The organism is Streptomyces turgidiscabies Car8, from assembly GCF_000331005.1.
Taxonomy (GTDB): domain Bacteria; phylum Actinomycetota; class Actinomycetes; order Streptomycetales; family Streptomycetaceae; genus Streptomyces; species Streptomyces turgidiscabies.
Map to the genome: position 1 here is coordinate 1 of NZ_AEJB01000382.1, position 14,605 is coordinate 14,605.

Below are 14,605 nucleotides of genomic sequence, written 5' to 3' on the forward strand. Positions count from 1 at the left end.
CCACAGCGATGTTTCACGTGAAACGTGACGCGGTGGTGTCCGTTCGTCCGGGACGGTGTTTCACGTGAAACATGTCAGGAGACGGCCAGTCGCGGGCTCGTCCTCAGCGTCCCGATGCCCTTCAAGGCCGGGGCGCGGCGAATGTCGCGGCGGGCGGGCTTGTTCGGGCCGGCCGCGAAGACGAACAGACGCAGCACCAGGAAGCGGCCTGTTCCGGCAAGGCCGGAGGCGCTGAGATAGACGATCTGCTCGGTCAGCATGCCGGGCGACGACTGAACCAGGTGCAGGACGAACATCGCGGCGCAGGTGACGACGTAGGCGGCGGTGGCCGAGCCCGCCGACTGCCAGTGCTGGCGCCATCCGGCGCGTCGGCCGGCTCCGAAGGTGAAGCGGGCGTGGAGTTCGGTGCACAGGATGGTCGAGGCGACGGTGATGAGCGCGTTCGCCAGTGCCCAGGGCATCGCCGCGGCGAGCAGTGCCACGGCGCCGCTGGAGAGCAGTCCGACTCCGCCGCCGCACAGGACGAACCGGGCGAAGGAGGCGAGCGGTCCGGGGGTGACGGCGCCGGAGGTCTCGGTCACCCCGGCCGCTTCCGTGCGCAGCGCCGCTTCGGTCGTCCTGGGCTTCGACGGGAGCAGCGACTTCACGGCGGTTTCCTTCCGGGCGGCGGGCTGTGAACCTCTGTGGATCACGGGGATCGACCGGGATCAACGATGCCGTCGCGGGCTCGGGGAAACGATGACGTGTACTCCCGAACCGGGGGTGTAGCCAGCCCCACCTTCGGGGTCCGGCAGGCGCTACCCGGCCGGGAGGAAGAGCAAGAAGAAGAGGTCGGCAGGACCGAACCGGCGGTAGTGCGGGAGACCTGCTTGCAGAGCGGGAGTGGGCGGCCGCGTGTGTTCCGGCCGGGCTGACTGGAATCGGTGCTCCGCGCGGGAGGCCGTACGGACTGGCGAGCCGGCCACAGACATCAGGGGGAGCCCGATTCGGTGCCCCGACCTGGCACGCCACGCGCGGTAAGCACGGCCGCCGGGGAACCGCCCCTTGCAAAAATGCCCCCTGGGACTGCGTTTCCGCAGTTCAGAGGGCATTTGGGGAATGGATCGAGTGGAGCCTAGGGGAGTCGAACCCCTGACATCTGCCATGCAAAGACAGCGCTCTACCAACTGAGCTAAGGCCCCGAAAGGGAGGCGTCCGCCCAGAACACCAGGTTCTGGTGGGCGCCGCAGACCAGAGTACCGGGTCATCCCCGGTATCTCGCAAAAGGATTGGGGTCCCCGTGGACGACCACTCTCCGTAAGATGCTCGACGTGGTTCGCTACAGCGAACCGCGGTATTTGGGGAAGCGATGGGGAGACGCAATGGATGCCGCACAGCAGGAAGCAACCGCAAGAGCGCGGGAGCTTCAGCGGAACTGGTACGGGGAGCCGCTGGGGGCGCTCTTCCGTAAGCTCATCGACGATCTTGGACTCAACCAGGCTCGTCTCGCGGGGGTACTGGGGTTGTCCGCGCCGATGCTGTCACAGCTGATGAGCGGCCAGCGGGCCAAGATCGGCAATCCGGCAGTGGTGCAGCGCGTGCAGTTGCTGCAGGATCTGGCCGGTCAGGTCGCGGACGGCAGCGTCAGCGCGGCCGAGGCGACCGAGCGGATGGATGAGATCAAGAAGTCGCAGGGGGGTTCGGTGCTCAGCAACACCGCGCAGTCGACGACGAGTTCGGGGGCGCCCACGGTCAAGCGGGTGGTCCGCGAGATCCAGTCGCTGCTTCGCTCGGTGTCCGCCGCGGGCGACATCATCGACGCGGCGGACACTCTCGCCCCGAGCCACCCGGAACTGGCAGAGTTCCTCCGGGTGTACGGCGCGGGTCGCACCTCTGACGCCGTGACGCACTACCAGTCCCACCAGAGCTGAGCCGCCGCCCGGCCGCCGACCGGGGGTTCGGCGGCCGGGCTACGGCTCAGGGGGGTCTGACGGGGGTGACCAAGGCACGTACGACCGGCAGGACCTGCCCGTGGCACGACTCGGGTCGCGACAGGGAACGGGGGGCCGGAAGCGGGCAGGGGAACGGGTGCAGAGACAGGTTCTGGGTGAGCGGTGTGACAGAGGGCTCGGGAGCGGGGTAGGAGGAGCCGTACCATCCGCAGATCCGGAACCGACCGAGCGATGATCCGAAGGGGGATCGACGCAGAGCCATGGGTGAGGTCTTCGCCGGCCGGTACGAACTGGCCGACCCTATCGGGCGCGGGGGAGTAGGCGCCGTCTGGCGCGCCTGGGACCATCGCCGCCGCCGGTACGTGGCCGCCAAGGTCCTGCAGCAGAGCGACGCCCACTCGCTGCTGCGTTTCGTCCGTGAGCAGGCGCTGCGGATCGACCATCCGCATGTCCTCGCCCCGGCCAGCTGGGCGGCGGACGACGACAAGGTCCTGTTCACGATGGATCTGGTCGCCGGAGGTTCGCTCGTCCATCTGATCGCGGACTACGGCCCTCTGCCGCCCGCGTTCGTCTGCACTCTTCTCGACCAGCTTCTTTCCGGTCTTGCCGCCGTGCACGCGGAGGGCGTGGTGCACCGCGACATCAAGCCCGCCAACGTGCTGCTCGAAGCGACCGGTACGGGCCGCCCGAGGTTGCGGCTGTCCGACTTCGGCATCGCTATGCGGCTGGGCGAGCCACGGCTGACGGAGACCGACTACGTGGTGGGCACACCCGGATACTTCGCCCCCGAGCAGATGCTGGGCGCGGACCCGGACTTCCCCTCCGACCTGTTCGCCGTGGGCCTGGTCGCGCTCTACCTCCTGGAGGGCGCCAAGCCGGACTCCAAGGCCCTCATCGAGTACTTCGCGGCGCACGGCACGCCCAGCGCCCCGCAGGGCATACCCGAGCCGCTCTGGCAGGTCGTGGCGACACTGCTGCAGCCGGACCCGCAGGCGCGGTTCCGCACCGCCACGGGCGCGCGCAAGGCTCTCGCGCAGGCCGCTGAGCTTCTGCCCGAGCCCGGCCCCGACGACGAGTTGATCGAGGTCTTCGACCAACTCGGCCCTCTGCCAAAGGACTTCGCTCCGGCCGGCCCCCTCAAACTGTCCCCCGGTGTGACCATGAGCGGCGCGCGTACGGGAACTGGGGCGGGCGGCGGTACGGAAGGCAGGCCGGCCGCAGCCGCCGGACACGGCGGGCCGGACTCGGACGGCATACACACCGGCCCGGGAGCGGCCCGCCGATACGACCCGTACCGCGAACCGCACCCGGACGGCACGCCCACCGGCCCGGCGACCGGCGGCACGCGCACAGGGCCGGGGCTCAGGCCGGTACCGGGTTCGCTGCCCGGCCCGATGCCGGATCCGGTGCCGGGAACCGTCGTCCCGCCCTCCGGCCCGGGCACGGGCGCCATACCCGCCAAGCCGGTCAAGGACCCCGTCCCCTCAGGGGCCGACTCCGGTACCGGGGAGCCTTGGAGACACCCCGGTGCCGCCCTGGTCCGGCCCGAAACCGACTCCGTAGCGAATCGGCCCCGGGGACAGCAGGCTCCACCCGCTCCGCCGACATACCCGGCTCACTCTGCTCAGCAGAACGGTGTCCCGCCCGTTTCGGACGCCGCGCCACCGCGCCCGGTTCATCCTCCGGCAGTGATCCCGCCGCAGCCGTCCGCCATGTCTGACACGGGCAGCTTTCACCTTCCCCCGCCGCAGGTCGCCGCTTCCTCCGCCACGGCACAGCACCAGTACTCCTCTCACCGGCCGGTGCAGCCCTCCACTCCCCCCGTGGCTGTTCCGCTTCCGGCGCCGGCCGCGGTCCACGTACCGCCGCCCTTCGAGGTCCCGTCCTTCGGCGGCTCGCGTTTCGAGTCCGCGCAGGAACCTTTCCCCCGGCCGCATACGCCGCGGACCGCCACGCAGACGCCGACCGCGACGGTGACGCCCACTCCGACGCTGCGGCAGGACACGTATGCCGTCGGCTCCGCGCAGGTTCGGCTATCCGAGCAGGCGGTTCCGCAGCGCCGGGGCCGACGCCGCCAGCGTCGCCCCGGTCCGCCCGCGAAGGTGGCGATACCGGTGCTGTTCCTCGCCCTGGCCTGTTACGCCGTGGGTTTCTGGGCCCTGTTCCATATCTGAACCAGGGCCTGTCCGGCCGTTCAAGCCGTCCTAGGCGTGGTGCGCGCGCCGCCGAGCGATCATCGTCCACAGCCCGAGACCGAGCACCAGCAGGCTCCCCGCCCCGATGCCGCTGACCGCGACCACCCGCATCGCGGCGCCGTCGCCCCGCTCGGAGGTTCCGTCAGCCCTGTCGGTGCCGGTGTCCCCCGCCGACGCGTCGGACGTCCACCCGTCGGCTGCCTTCCGGTCCTGGTCGGTGACCGCGAAGGTGTCCCGGGGCACGGACTGTCCCAGGTAGCCGGGAGCGTCCTGCGCCGTACCTGTCACCTGGACCCTCAGGGTCAGCCCGTACGGGCCCGCGCCGAACTGTTGTGTCACCCGCTCGGCGAGATGGACGACGAGGTAGTACGAGCCCGCGAACCGCATCCCGCTCGTCCGGTCGCCGAGGCCGTAGCGGTTGGTGTAGGTGACAGGTGGCAGGGGATCGAGGGCTGCCGAACTCTGGCGGCCGTCGTAGAGGAGGCTCTCGTCGTCGACGTACCCGCGCGCGGGATTGTAGAGCGACATGACGAGCGCGCTGCTGACGTACCGGTTGCCACTGCTGGGACCGCTGCTGGAGCTGCCCAGTTCGGCGACGGCGTGGAGTTGCTGCCCCCAGTCGACCGGCACCCGGTAGAAGCGGGTCTGACCGGGCGTGATGTCGTCCTGCCAGACTCCCTGTCCCATCGGGGTGGCCGTGGCGAAGCCGGCGCCGCCCTCGCGGCGGACCGCGTCGCCGGTGAGCGGGTCGGGTGAGGCGGAGTCCCAGTCTCCGGGGGACTCGGGGGCGGTCGTCGCGGCTTTGTTCACGAGGCCCGGCTCGGACGTGTACGTCAGTTCGAGGTCCCAGTCGTCCGACGACGAGCCCGCCGAGTCGATGCGGTCCACGACCAGGTAGTACGTACCGGCCGTCTGACAGGCCGTCGTCTCGCCGTCGGTCACGCGGGCCGCCCAGGCGGCGACCGGATGCGGGCTGCGGGAAGCTCCGAATCGTGTGCTGTCGTAGGAGCAGGAACGGGCGTCGGCGTCCTGCACGGCCACCTTGACGCCGTCGGAGGAGGACACCGTCGTGCCCTGGCGGGGGACGGCGGTGGCGGAGACATAGGCGTTCGACGTGGCGTCGAGTGCGAGGCGGAAGTAGAGCCTTCCGTTGACCGGGAGGGTGCTGCGGTAGGTCCCGCCGGGTTCCAGCCCCACGGCGTCCGTGGTGCTCACGGCCCCCTCGACGCTCTGGGCGCCCTCGGCGAAGTCGTACGTGTACGCGTCCTGCGCGGCGACCGCTTCGAAGCCGGCCTCCGGACCCGCACCCAGTCCCGTCACCACGCTCAGCACCGCCGCCACGACCGCGCCCCGCACTGTGCGCCGCCCCATCACGCGCCACCCCTCGTCATGCCCGGCCGCTGCCCGAACCGTCCGCCGCCCCTGCCGGGTCCGGGCACTGTCTCTGCCCGGACCGTCGCCCATCCTGCCCCGTCGGTCGTCCCGCCACCCTCGCTGTCCGTACGAGCGCTCGAAACAACCGGCCACGAGGCACCTTGATTTGCCTCAGCAAGTATTTCGTTCGCGACGGCGAACTGCCTATCGACCTCGGATATCACCCGGACAACACAAAACCCCGACCGCGTCGGCGGCCGGGGCCTGTTCACAGACTGCTGTCGATACTCACGAACCCGTGGGCACGGAGTCGGTCGCCTCCGTCCACAGATCCTGCTCGGCGCGATCCGCCTGGATCTGGCGGTACACGAGGAGCCCGCCGATGGCGGCCAGTGCGACCAGGAGAAGCTTCTTCACCGTGCGACCTCGTCTTTCCTTGACGTAGGGGACCTCTGGCGCCCGACTATACCCTCCGGCCGAGACCGATCGGTGACCTGCGCCGGCCCCCAACTCCCGTCCGGCACACAGCAGTAGAAGCGGACGACACCGCTCCGATCGGAGGGTGATCACATCTCCACGTACCGTGACTTTTCGCCCCGATCCGCCGCCTTCTCTCCCTTATTCCTCACTTTTCGGTGCTGTTGCGTCCATCCGAGTGGTGTTCATCCGAAGATCGACGCGCCACGGTCGCAGGTCCACCACTTCGCGACCTCCGTACACATGATTAGGAAAGTACGCAAATCGCCCAACCCGAAAGTGAGGGGCCATGGCCCAGAACAAGGTCATGAAGTTGTGGACCGTCGTCGTCACCGCCTTCCTGGCGCTGTGCACGACGCTGGGACTGATCACGACGACCGCCACCGCGGCGGTAGCCGAGAGCCACCCGGCACGCAACTGCGCCGCACCCGCGGCGGCACCCCTCACAGCCGCCTGGGCCTGGTCCTACGCCCGGTCTCTGCCCCCCACGATGAAGCAGCGCATCCGAGCCGAGGCCCACGGTTCCTCCCCGAGCTGTCGCCACCGCTCACCCGCGGACACGGACGCGGAGACGGAAGCCGGCCCGGACACCGCCACGGACGCCGAGACGGCGGCACAGCCACCATCCTGACCCCGCGCGCGTGACTCTCCTCGCGTGAAACCCCTCCCCCTGTAGCGGCGAACTTGCGTACAAAGCCATACGGAGATACACGAGGACACCCGAAAGACCCCCGGCCATCACTGGTCGGGGGTCTTTTTGCTGCTCAGCGTCTTCGGCCCGCGATGGTTGCCCCGCCCATGCGGGGGCACTCGCTTCACGAAATTCACATGACGGGCAAATCGGAGGTATCGGAATGACGACACAGCCGCGATCTGACATGGCAACGCATCCTGACATCCTCGCGATGCGAAATCGGCACGAGATGGCCGAGCATGTCGCGACCACTCCAAGGGCGCAGGCCGTCGAGGCGATGGCCCTGATCACCGGCCTCTACCTGGCGGCCTCTCCGTGGATCGTGGGGTTCAACGGGTTCTCCACCCTGGCGGTCAACAATCTGATCGTGGGCATCTGCTACGCCCTGATCATGAGCGGTGGTTTCGGTCGGGCGTACGAACGGTCGCACAGCATGGCGTGGGCCGCCTGCGCGCTCGGCGCGTGGACGATCATCGCGCCGTGGGCGGTGGCGGGCGACGTCAGCACCACCAGGACGATCGTCAACAACATCATCGTCGGCGCGATCGGGCTCCTGCTGGCCCTCATGGCCGCAGCGGCCGCCCGCCCGGTGGACCGGTCGTCCGACAACCGCTCGTCCACGCAACGCATCGGCTGATGTCAGCCGTTGAACACCGAAGGCCCCCAGGCAAGTTCGCCTGGGGGCCTTCGTGCTGGTGGGGCTAACAGGATTTGAACCTGTGGCCTCATCCTTATCAGGGCCTGGGTCAAAATCCGCATCGTCGCTGATCAACGAACGTGCTGGCCAAACAGCACCTACACCGATCTACAGCGTGGATTGTCACGCAACCCCTGTGCGCCTTACCTCCGGTCCGGACTCTTCCCGGACTCCACCGGACTCCGCCGCCACCATCCTGAGCTGAGCCTGACCAGGCACCGCACCCTCCAGCGCGGCCAGCACCTGCCCCGCGTAGTCCGCCGAAGCGTGGGTGTACAGCCACGTCACTTCGCCCGCCCGCTCGTGGCCGAGGATCTCCTGGGTGATGGCCTCCGGGACGCCGAGCGCGTGCAGCTTCGAGGCGAACGTGTGCCGCTGGTCGTGGAAGTCCGGCCACCAGTCCGTCCGCTTCATCTCCTTCTTCTCTGTCCGGCCGGTCTCCGGGTCCTCGACCGTCTCGATCCAGGTCTTGACCGTCGTCCGGGCGATCCCGGCCGAGTCGATCGCGTCGACCCACCGCCGGCGAAAGCTGCTTCGTCGCAGCGGTGCCCGGTATGGCTCGCCCACGCCGTCGGCCTTCTTCGTTCCCCGGCGGATCTCGTTGCGCCCGTGGAACACCAGCTCCTCCGGATGCAGACCGTCCTCCGGCTCGGACTGCGAGCGGCTCGCGTTCGGTTCGGCGTCCCAGAGATCGCGGAGCAGCTGCACCGCGGCCTCCGTCAGTGGCACGGTCCGCAGGCCCGCGTCGCTCTTGGGGTACGCCTTCCTCTTTACGTGCCCGCGCGGCTCGATCAGGACCTCCCTGACCTGAATCCGCCTGGAGGCGAAGTCGACGCGGCACCAGCGGAGGCCGGCCAGCTCGCCGAACCGAAGGCCTGTCTCCTCGGCGAGTTGCTGCACGGGCCGCAGGTACTTCGGGAGTTGTTCGCGCACAAGGGCGAGCTGGTCGGTTGTCGGTGGCCGCCTGTCGTCCGGGTGCTTCCCCTTCCCGCTCGGCAGTTTGATGCCGTCGCAGGGGTTGAAGGGGATGCGGCGGTCGCGCATGGCTGCGGTCATCATCCGGTCGAGGACCTGGAAGGCTTTCGTCACCGAGCTGGCGGCGAGTGAGCCGCCGTTCCCGTCCCAGATGGAGTTCACCCAGTTCTGGACATCGAGCCAGGTGATGTCCACCAGGCGTACGGTGCCGAACCGCCGCTGGACGTGGTTGCGCCACGACCGGCCGTCGCGGTCGATCGTGTTCTCTTCCAACTGCGCGGTCTGCGACTCCCACCAGAGCGGGTGCCACGTCGTCAGCGTGATCTCTCCTCGAGCGGGGTCGATCCACCTGCGTTCGCGGATTTCCGTGCGGGTCCGCTCCAGGAAGTGCTCGGCCTGCGGTTCGGTCTCGAAGTTGACGGCCCGTTCACGCTGTCCTGGTGGCGTGTACCGGGCCTGCCAGGATCCGGAACAGTCGCGGGATTTGGGCCGATTGCCTGGGTACTTGGCCAGGCAGAGTTTGCAGCCGCAGCTCTTGCTGCGGATCTGACGAGGGTTTGCTGTAGTCCTGCGCCCCACGGTGTTGTCCTTGATCAGAGGTGGGCGCCGACGGCCGGGGTCGCTGTGAGCTCATCGGGGAGCAAGAGCGGAGTCCCGCAGAAACAGGTGAGGCCGGCGCCTGGATGGTCGGGTGCGCCGAGGTCGACCGTAAGGATCGCGTGCAGTTCTCTGATCAGGTAGTGAGGGTGGGTGCCCCTGGATACGAGGATCGTGACCTCGTCTGGGTCCCAAATAGCGATCGTCGGGAGATTCGAAACCACGGCGATGCGGATGCACACAGGTGTCCCCCAGGGCAGTACGGGTGCCAGTGCCGCTACGGGAGGACAGCGGGTGACTGATCGTACCTGCCTGTGTGCGTGATGTAGAGATCACTTGTCATATTCGGGGATGGTTTGTTTCCAGCCAAACCAAACCGGACAAAAAACACCCTTCTTCACGAACGGGGCGACGAAAACAGGACGGCCCCCATTAGGCAACCCTTACTAAAAGTTACGAGGCGCGACTAACCGCCAACATGGCCTCGGCATCCTTCACCAGCGCACGCTGCTTGTCTTCCGGCAGTTGCTGGTAGAGCTTCAGCAGGCGCGCCTCGCGCTCATCACTCGATGGCCCGGGAACTGGTCGGCCGGCGGCAGCGAAGAACTCGCCAACGGTCGTCTCGACGCCCCAGGAACGAAAGACGTCCCGCAAGCTGCGCAGGGAGTCGGGGTCGATGCGTGAGGTTCCGCGAGTGCGGTTCACCCACGCGTTGAGGGTCGGGTACCGGATGCCGGCCGCGTCGGCCAGGTCCTTCTGATTCTTGTCGGGGACCTGGTCCAGGAGGCGTTGGAGTAGTGCCGCCAGGTCCTCACCTCGGGGGGCGGGGTCCTCGGCGGCATGGTCGCCGGGGTGGTGCTGGTGGCTCGTCACGTTCAGAGGATCGGCCATCTCCATCTACATCCGCAAGTAGACCGGGGGTCCATGACCTGTATTTGACGGTACTCCGGCGCATCTACATGACCCCTGCGCGCCCCGGTAGCGCATTTCTACACCCCTGCGCGTCCCTCTTGACGCGATCTGCATCTACACGTAGATTGTAGATATCGCAGGTCAAGCGGACCTACGAGACCCCAATTCGGCCACGCGCCGGAGGATCACCATGCGACGACTGGACAAAAGTGCCCCACTGCGGGCCGCCATGAAGGCGGCCGAGTTGGACATTCCACGCCTCGCCGCCAGGACGAAGGAAATCGACCCGACCGGCGAAGGCCTGTCGAGGGCGTACATCGGCTTCCTTGCGGGCGGCGGAACGAGTGCCCGCGAGGACTGCAGCGACCGGGCCGCCGAGCTCATCGCCACCGCGCTCGCCAAGGAGGTCGATGACCTCTTCGAATCGCCTGTCTTCACACTCCAGGAATCTACATCTACACGGAGATCGAAGACTCACGGTTCGGGGAAGTCGGCACTGCCCGATCAGCTGATGGACCAGCGAACGCTCGCGCGCTTCCTGCGGAAGTCCATGAGCTGGATCGACAAGCAGATCCAGGAGGCGAAGGAGCACGGCGAGATCTGGCCCGGCCTGATCTACGTCGGCTCTTCCCGCCGCTTCGACCCGCACGCCGTCCTCGACGCGATGCGGAAGCAGCGCACCGCCGCCTGACACACGCACGAAGGACCGCCCCGGATGCGACCCGGGACGGCCCTCCCACCCGAAAACCCCTACGTCAAAGGAGATCTGGTGTCTGCACAGGCTAACGCCAAGATCAGCGCCACAGGAGGCCTCACGGCCGCCCTGGTAGCCAAGGCCGGCGCGGGTGACCGCGACGCCTTCGCCACCCTCTACAACGAACACCGCGTCCCGGTGTACCGCTTTCTGCGGACCCGCGGATGCGACGAGCAACTGGCCGAGGACCTCACCCAGGACACCTTCGTCCGCGCGCTGGGCCGGATCGGCACCTTCGCCGAGCGGCCGAACAGCGGCGGCTTCGGCGGCTGGCTGTACACGATCGCCCGGAACCTGCACACGGACCACTGCCGGGCCAGCCGCACTAAGTGCGAGGTAGCAGTGGCGGAGATCTTCGAGACCGACGAGCGGTGTGACAGCGCCGAGTCGAGTGCCCTGAGGCTGCTGGACGCCGCTGAGGCTGCTGCAACCGTTCGGGCCGCGATGGGCTCGCTCCCCGGAGCCCACCAGGAGTGCCTCCGGCTCCGGTTCCTCGAGGAACTGCCGCTCAAGGACGCGGCCACGCGGCTCGACAGGACGACCGGTGCGGTGAAGACCCTCACGGACCGCGCGAAGATCGGCATGCGTGCCAGCGTTCGCCGCGCCCTCGCCGCCGAGGCGGTGGCAGCGTGAACAAGAACCTCCCCCACGCCGTCAAGGTGATCCGCGCGGCGCTGGACGCCAGCGGTACGGACCCGGCGGCTGCCATCGCCCACGCCCTCGACAGCGCTCGTCTCCTCGTCGACCCGGAGCGGGCTGGCCTCGTCCTGCACCGCACCCCGGGCGGCGGCTGGGCGCGCGAGCACCAGGAGCACCAGGAGCAGCCGGAGCTGACCGAGCTGGAGCAGCAGGCTCTTGCCTGGGATCAGTCGTGTGAGCGGGGCCGCCGAGTCGCGGAGTCCATCGAGCAGCACATCGGGCGCCACCCAGAGTTCCAGAGCATCCATGTAAACGGTGACCGCGTCCTGGTCGCGCTGAACGTCCTCGACCAGTCGCAGTGGACCCAGTGGCGGACGTGGTTCGGGATCACCCACGACAAGGAGACCCCGCTGCCGTACGCGGTGTCGGGCCTCGGCTACCGGGACGGTGTCCAGGTGTCGGTCGTGGCGTACAACCTGCCGGAGGCCCGGGCGCACGCGCGGAAGATCGCCAAGCAGCCGTACGAGGTGGACGGGGTCGTTTACGACCTGGCCCGTCCGCAGCGGGATGCAGGGGGCGACGTCTGGTTCTACCAGGGCGTGCGGACCACCGACGGGATGCCGCTGCTGTCGATCGATGGCCGGCCGGAGCGCTGCTCGCTGGCGAACATCGTCCGCCTGGCGGGTCCGCTGACGGCCGTCAGGAACGCCCCGTCGCCCCAGGTGACGCCCGTCACGACGGGCACCCAGGGCGGTGAAGCCTGATGGCTGGGCCTTCCCGCTCCCTGTCCAACGCGGCCGACCAGGTCCGCGAGTTCAACCACACCTCCCGCTCCGTCGGGGACGACTGGGTGTATCCCGGCCACGCGTACCCCGCGGTCGGCAACCTCTCGCACCTCGTCGGCATGCTGGGGCAGGCAATCGAGCAGTCGACGCGCCCCGTGATGCACACCTACGAGCACGGACGCGTCCGCATCGACAACGGCGGCGACGCCGACGCCAAGATCCGCGAGTTGGTGAAGGCCCGCGCGGACGCCATGGCCGCCGCGGCCGCGCTGACGGCCGCCGTCCAGCGGATGCACAACGCCGTCTCCCCGATGGGCCTGGACACCACTGGCCTCCCGGAGTTCGCCGAGGACGGTGAGGGCGCATGAGCGAGCCGATCCGCGACGTCGAGACAGCAGTACGTGAATTGGGTGCTCTGCCCGTGCCTGTTGGAGTCCAGCTGACGGCCGATCAGCGCGCCAAGATCGCCGAGCAGCTCGGCGACGCGAAGCCCGCCACCCCGGGACTGCTGGTGGCCTTCGGCGAGTCCGTACGGAACCGCCGAGAGCACCAGCACCCCACGTGGGAAGACCTCTACTGCCAGAACCTCTCCTCTTATATGGGGGAGCGGATGGCTCCGGTCCTTCGGCGTCTGATCGACGCTGAGACCCGGGTGGCCGAGCTGGAGGGGGAACGACACTCGCCGCCCAAGCTGGTCATTTACCGCGCCTCCTGGGACTCGATGACCCTCGACCAGTACACGACGGAGGTCGAGGCCCGGAAGCACGCCGAAGACCACGCCCGCCGCGACCTTCCCACCGCCACCTTCGACTGGATCGTCGACGAGGAGGACGGCGTCGCCGAGTTGGTCGCCGCCGTCGATGGCGAGGAGAACCCGACCGGCTACACCGTGACCGCCCTGGAGATCGCCTCCGCGTACGACCCGGACGGTGACGAGTGAGCGCGTACAGCACCGCCTACCAGGCCCTCACCAGCGGACGAGCTCTCCGCCCCGACGAGGCCGCGCAGCTGCTCGGATCGCTCCGCCAGGAGTTCGGCCAGGAGCTGGCGGACGCAATCGAGCAGACCCTCGACGGCCAGTACCGCCGGACCGAGACCGACACCGACGCCGAGTTCCGACGCAAGCGGCGGAAGTTCGGCGCGGCCATCCGGACCGTGAACCTGGTCCGCCAGTTCGCCACCAATCCCCGCGGTTTCACCCCGCCCGCCCAGCGCGACCCCCGGAGCACCCCATGAGCACCTTCACCTTCGCCCCGGCGACCCGCGAGACCGCCAAGGCTCGCATCGCCCTCCAGGGTCCCGGCGGCTCGGGCAAGACCAAGACCGCCCTCCGCATGGCCGAGCGGCTCGCGGCCGGCGGCACCATCGGGGTCGTCGACTCCGAGCGCGGTTCCGCCCTCAAGTACGCCCCCGTGCCCGGCCGTCCGGACATCGAGGCTCACGAGTTCGTACACGTGCCCATGGCGTTCTGCTCCCCGGAAAACCTGATCGCGGTGGTGAACGCCGCCATCGAGGCACGGATCGCCGTCCTGATCATCGACTCCTGGTCGCACTACTGGGCGGGCAAGGGCGGCCTCCTCGCCCGAGTCGACGAGGAGGCGAAGAAGGCCGGCAACTACGGCGGCAAGTTCACCGCCTGGGGCCCCGTCAACGACCTCGAACAGGACATGCTCGACGCCCTGTTGAACTTCCCCGGGCACGTCATCGTCACCATGCGGACGAAGAACGACTACACGATGGAGGGGAAGACCGTCACGAAGGTCGGCGTCAAGACCGTCCAGCGTGAGGGCGCCGAGTACGAAGTCGACGTCGTCATCGACATGATCAAGGGCACTGGCACCGTCACCAAGACCCGGTACACGGCCCTCGACGGAGCCTGCGTCCACCACCCCGGCGAGGATTTCGCCGAGGCGATCCTGGAGCAGCTCGGCCAGGGCGTGGACCCCGTCCAGGTCATCGTGGACGAACTGGTCCGCGAAGGCCTGACGTATGACCGGGCGCTGGAACTGCACGGCCAGGCCAACATCCGGCGCCTGCTTGGCGCCGATCTGCTGCACCCGAAGACCGGCGAGCCCGCGAAGCTCGGGGACGTCATCAAGGAGTACGGGCAGGCCGTCAAGCCCGTCACGACGGGCGTCACGACCACGTCAGCGCAGACCTCCGACGTCGAGGCTGCTGCCGCCGCCTATTCCGGTGACCCGGAGCCGTCCGACGACATGCCGGGCTCCGAGAGGTCCGCTCCCGCCGCTCCTCGGGTCGCGCGGGAACCCCAGGAGCCGCAGCAGGCCCCCGCGCCGGTCACGGCCCCACAGATGCGGATGATGCACGCCCTGTTCAACAAGCTCAACGTCAGGGAGCGCGACGACCGCCTCCGCGCGACCTCGCTGATCATCGGCCGCTCGGTCGCCACCGCGAACGAGCTGCTCCTGGGCGAGGCGAAGGACCTTCTCGACACGCTCACGAACTACAGCGAGCGCGAGAACCCCGCGGCCGACTTCGCGGCCATGGTCGACGGCCTGGACGCCGCTGCCCGGGAGATCGCTGAGCAGGACGCCCACCAGCCCGCCTGATTCAC

The 14,605-nt window shown here is 68.7% G+C and carries 16 protein-coding genes and 1 tRNA gene; 11 read left to right on the forward strand and 6 right to left on the reverse strand.

From position 1 onward, the window contains the following. Positions 1–74 precede the first annotated feature (74 nt). Both STRTUCAR8_RS28230 and STRTUCAR8_RS28235 read right to left on the reverse strand, forming a co-directional pair. Positions 75–647, reverse strand: coding sequence for a GtrA family protein (locus STRTUCAR8_RS28230; RefSeq protein ID WP_006379508.1), 573 nt, complete (start codon positions 645–647; stop codon positions 75–77). 461 nt (positions 648–1,108) lie between these two features. Continuing rightward, positions 1,109–1,181: transfer RNA gene (locus tag STRTUCAR8_RS28235), tRNA-Ala, on the reverse strand. Positions 1,182–1,361: 180 nt separating this feature from the next. Here STRTUCAR8_RS28235 and STRTUCAR8_RS28240 point away from each other — a divergent pair. Together STRTUCAR8_RS28240 and STRTUCAR8_RS28245 are read left to right on the forward strand one after the other, a co-directional pair. Beyond that, positions 1,362–1,910 (forward strand): helix-turn-helix domain-containing protein, encoded by a 549-nt coding sequence (locus STRTUCAR8_RS28240; RefSeq protein WP_006379503.1) that lies wholly within the window; start codon positions 1,362–1,364, stop codon positions 1,908–1,910. A gap of 281 nt (positions 1,911–2,191) precedes the next feature. Continuing rightward, positions 2,192–4,105 (forward strand): serine/threonine-protein kinase, encoded by a 1,914-nt coding sequence (locus STRTUCAR8_RS28245; RefSeq protein ID WP_006379501.1) that lies wholly within the window; start codon positions 2,192–2,194, stop codon positions 4,103–4,105. Between the two features lie 30 nt (positions 4,106–4,135). Here the strand turns inward: STRTUCAR8_RS28245 and STRTUCAR8_RS28250 are convergent, their stop codons facing one another. Further along, positions 4,136–5,500 (reverse strand): hypothetical protein, encoded by a 1,365-nt coding sequence (locus tag STRTUCAR8_RS28250; protein ID WP_006379510.1) that lies wholly within the window; start codon positions 5,498–5,500, stop codon positions 4,136–4,138. 288 nt (positions 5,501–5,788) lie between these two features. Beyond that, entirely contained in the window at positions 5,789–5,917 is a 129-nt protein-coding gene (locus tag STRTUCAR8_RS54555) for a DLW-39 family protein (RefSeq protein WP_003999697.1), read from the reverse strand. 349 nt (positions 5,918–6,266) lie between these two features. Here STRTUCAR8_RS54555 and STRTUCAR8_RS28255 point away from each other — a divergent pair, with 349 nt between their 5' ends. Both STRTUCAR8_RS28255 and STRTUCAR8_RS28260 read left to right on the forward strand, forming a co-directional pair. Beyond that, positions 6,267–6,608, forward strand: coding sequence for a DUF6344 domain-containing protein (locus STRTUCAR8_RS28255; RefSeq protein WP_006379502.1), 342 nt, complete (start codon positions 6,267–6,269; stop codon positions 6,606–6,608). Between the two features lie 223 nt (positions 6,609–6,831). Then, positions 6,832–7,308 (forward strand): SPW repeat protein, encoded by a 477-nt coding sequence (locus STRTUCAR8_RS28260; protein WP_006379514.1) that lies wholly within the window; start codon positions 6,832–6,834, stop codon positions 7,306–7,308. Positions 7,309–7,491: 183 nt separating this feature from the next. Here the strand turns inward: STRTUCAR8_RS28260 and STRTUCAR8_RS28265 are convergent, their stop codons facing one another. Next, a complete protein-coding gene (locus tag STRTUCAR8_RS28265) occupies positions 7,492–8,922 on the reverse strand; it encodes a tyrosine-type recombinase/integrase (RefSeq protein WP_006379511.1) in 1,431 nt (476 codons plus the stop codon). A gap of 471 nt (positions 8,923–9,393) precedes the next feature. Continuing rightward, a complete protein-coding gene (locus STRTUCAR8_RS28275) occupies positions 9,394–9,831 on the reverse strand; it encodes a helix-turn-helix domain-containing protein (RefSeq protein ID WP_241784708.1) in 438 nt (145 codons plus the stop codon). A gap of 211 nt (positions 9,832–10,042) precedes the next feature. Here STRTUCAR8_RS28275 and STRTUCAR8_RS48470 point away from each other — a divergent pair, with 211 nt between their 5' ends. From STRTUCAR8_RS48470 to STRTUCAR8_RS48480, 7 genes are all read left to right on the forward strand, one after another. Further along, entirely contained in the window at positions 10,043–10,543 is a 501-nt protein-coding gene (locus tag STRTUCAR8_RS48470; protein WP_006379507.1) for a hypothetical protein, read from the forward strand. Positions 10,544–10,621: 78 nt separating this feature from the next. Then, positions 10,622–11,239, forward strand: a complete 618-nt coding sequence (locus STRTUCAR8_RS28285; protein ID WP_006379505.1) for an RNA polymerase sigma factor — start codon at positions 10,622–10,624, stop codon at positions 11,237–11,239. Next, entirely contained in the window at positions 11,236–12,009 is a 774-nt protein-coding gene (locus STRTUCAR8_RS28290) for a BN159_2729 family protein (protein ID WP_006379504.1), read from the forward strand. The genes STRTUCAR8_RS28285 and STRTUCAR8_RS28290 overlap by 4 nt, the downstream gene beginning before the upstream one ends. Further along, the gene (locus tag STRTUCAR8_RS28295) at positions 12,009–12,398 is read left to right on the forward strand and encodes a hypothetical protein (protein ID WP_006379509.1); all 390 of its coding nucleotides are present in this window, start codon (positions 12,009–12,011) and stop codon (positions 12,396–12,398) included. Before STRTUCAR8_RS28290 ends, STRTUCAR8_RS28295 begins: the two co-directional genes overlap by 1 nt. Further along, complete coding sequence (locus STRTUCAR8_RS48475; protein WP_006379513.1) at positions 12,395–12,970, forward strand: hypothetical protein; 576 nt, start codon at positions 12,395–12,397, stop codon at positions 12,968–12,970. The genes STRTUCAR8_RS28295 and STRTUCAR8_RS48475 overlap by 4 nt, the downstream gene beginning before the upstream one ends. Then, on the forward strand, positions 12,967–13,266 hold the full coding sequence (locus tag STRTUCAR8_RS28305; RefSeq protein WP_006379515.1) for a hypothetical protein: 300 nt from the start codon (positions 12,967–12,969) through the stop codon (positions 13,264–13,266). Before STRTUCAR8_RS48475 ends, STRTUCAR8_RS28305 begins: the two co-directional genes overlap by 4 nt. Beyond that, positions 13,263–14,600, forward strand: coding sequence for an AAA family ATPase (locus STRTUCAR8_RS48480; RefSeq protein ID WP_006379506.1), 1,338 nt, complete (start codon positions 13,263–13,265; stop codon positions 14,598–14,600). The genes STRTUCAR8_RS28305 and STRTUCAR8_RS48480 overlap by 4 nt, the downstream gene beginning before the upstream one ends. Positions 14,601–14,605 lie beyond the last annotated feature (5 nt).

Bases quoted from the DNA above. Each gene is read 5' to 3' on its own strand.
- STRTUCAR8_RS28240 (WP_006379503.1), top strand. From the start codon at position 1,362: ATGGATGCCGCACAGCAGGAAGCAACCGCAAGAGCGCGGGAGCTTCAG.
- STRTUCAR8_RS28245 (WP_006379501.1), top strand. From the start codon at position 2,192: ATGGGTGAGGTCTTCGCCGGCCGGTACGAACTGGCCGACCCTATCGGG.
- STRTUCAR8_RS28255 (WP_006379502.1), top strand. From the start codon at position 6,267: ATGGCCCAGAACAAGGTCATGAAGTTGTGGACCGTCGTCGTCACCGCC.
- STRTUCAR8_RS28260 (WP_006379514.1), top strand. From the start codon at position 6,832: ATGACGACACAGCCGCGATCTGACATGGCAACGCATCCTGACATCCTC.
- STRTUCAR8_RS28275 (WP_241784708.1), bottom strand. From the start codon at position 9,831: ATGGCCGATCCTCTGAACGTGACGAGCCACCAGCACCACCCCGGCGAC.
- STRTUCAR8_RS48470 (WP_006379507.1), top strand. From the start codon at position 10,043: ATGCGACGACTGGACAAAAGTGCCCCACTGCGGGCCGCCATGAAGGCG.
- STRTUCAR8_RS28295 (WP_006379509.1), top strand. From the start codon at position 12,009: ATGGCTGGGCCTTCCCGCTCCCTGTCCAACGCGGCCGACCAGGTCCGC.
- STRTUCAR8_RS48475 (WP_006379513.1), top strand. From the start codon at position 12,395: ATGAGCGAGCCGATCCGCGACGTCGAGACAGCAGTACGTGAATTGGGT.
- STRTUCAR8_RS48480 (WP_006379506.1), top strand. From the start codon at position 13,263: ATGAGCACCTTCACCTTCGCCCCGGCGACCCGCGAGACCGCCAAGGCT.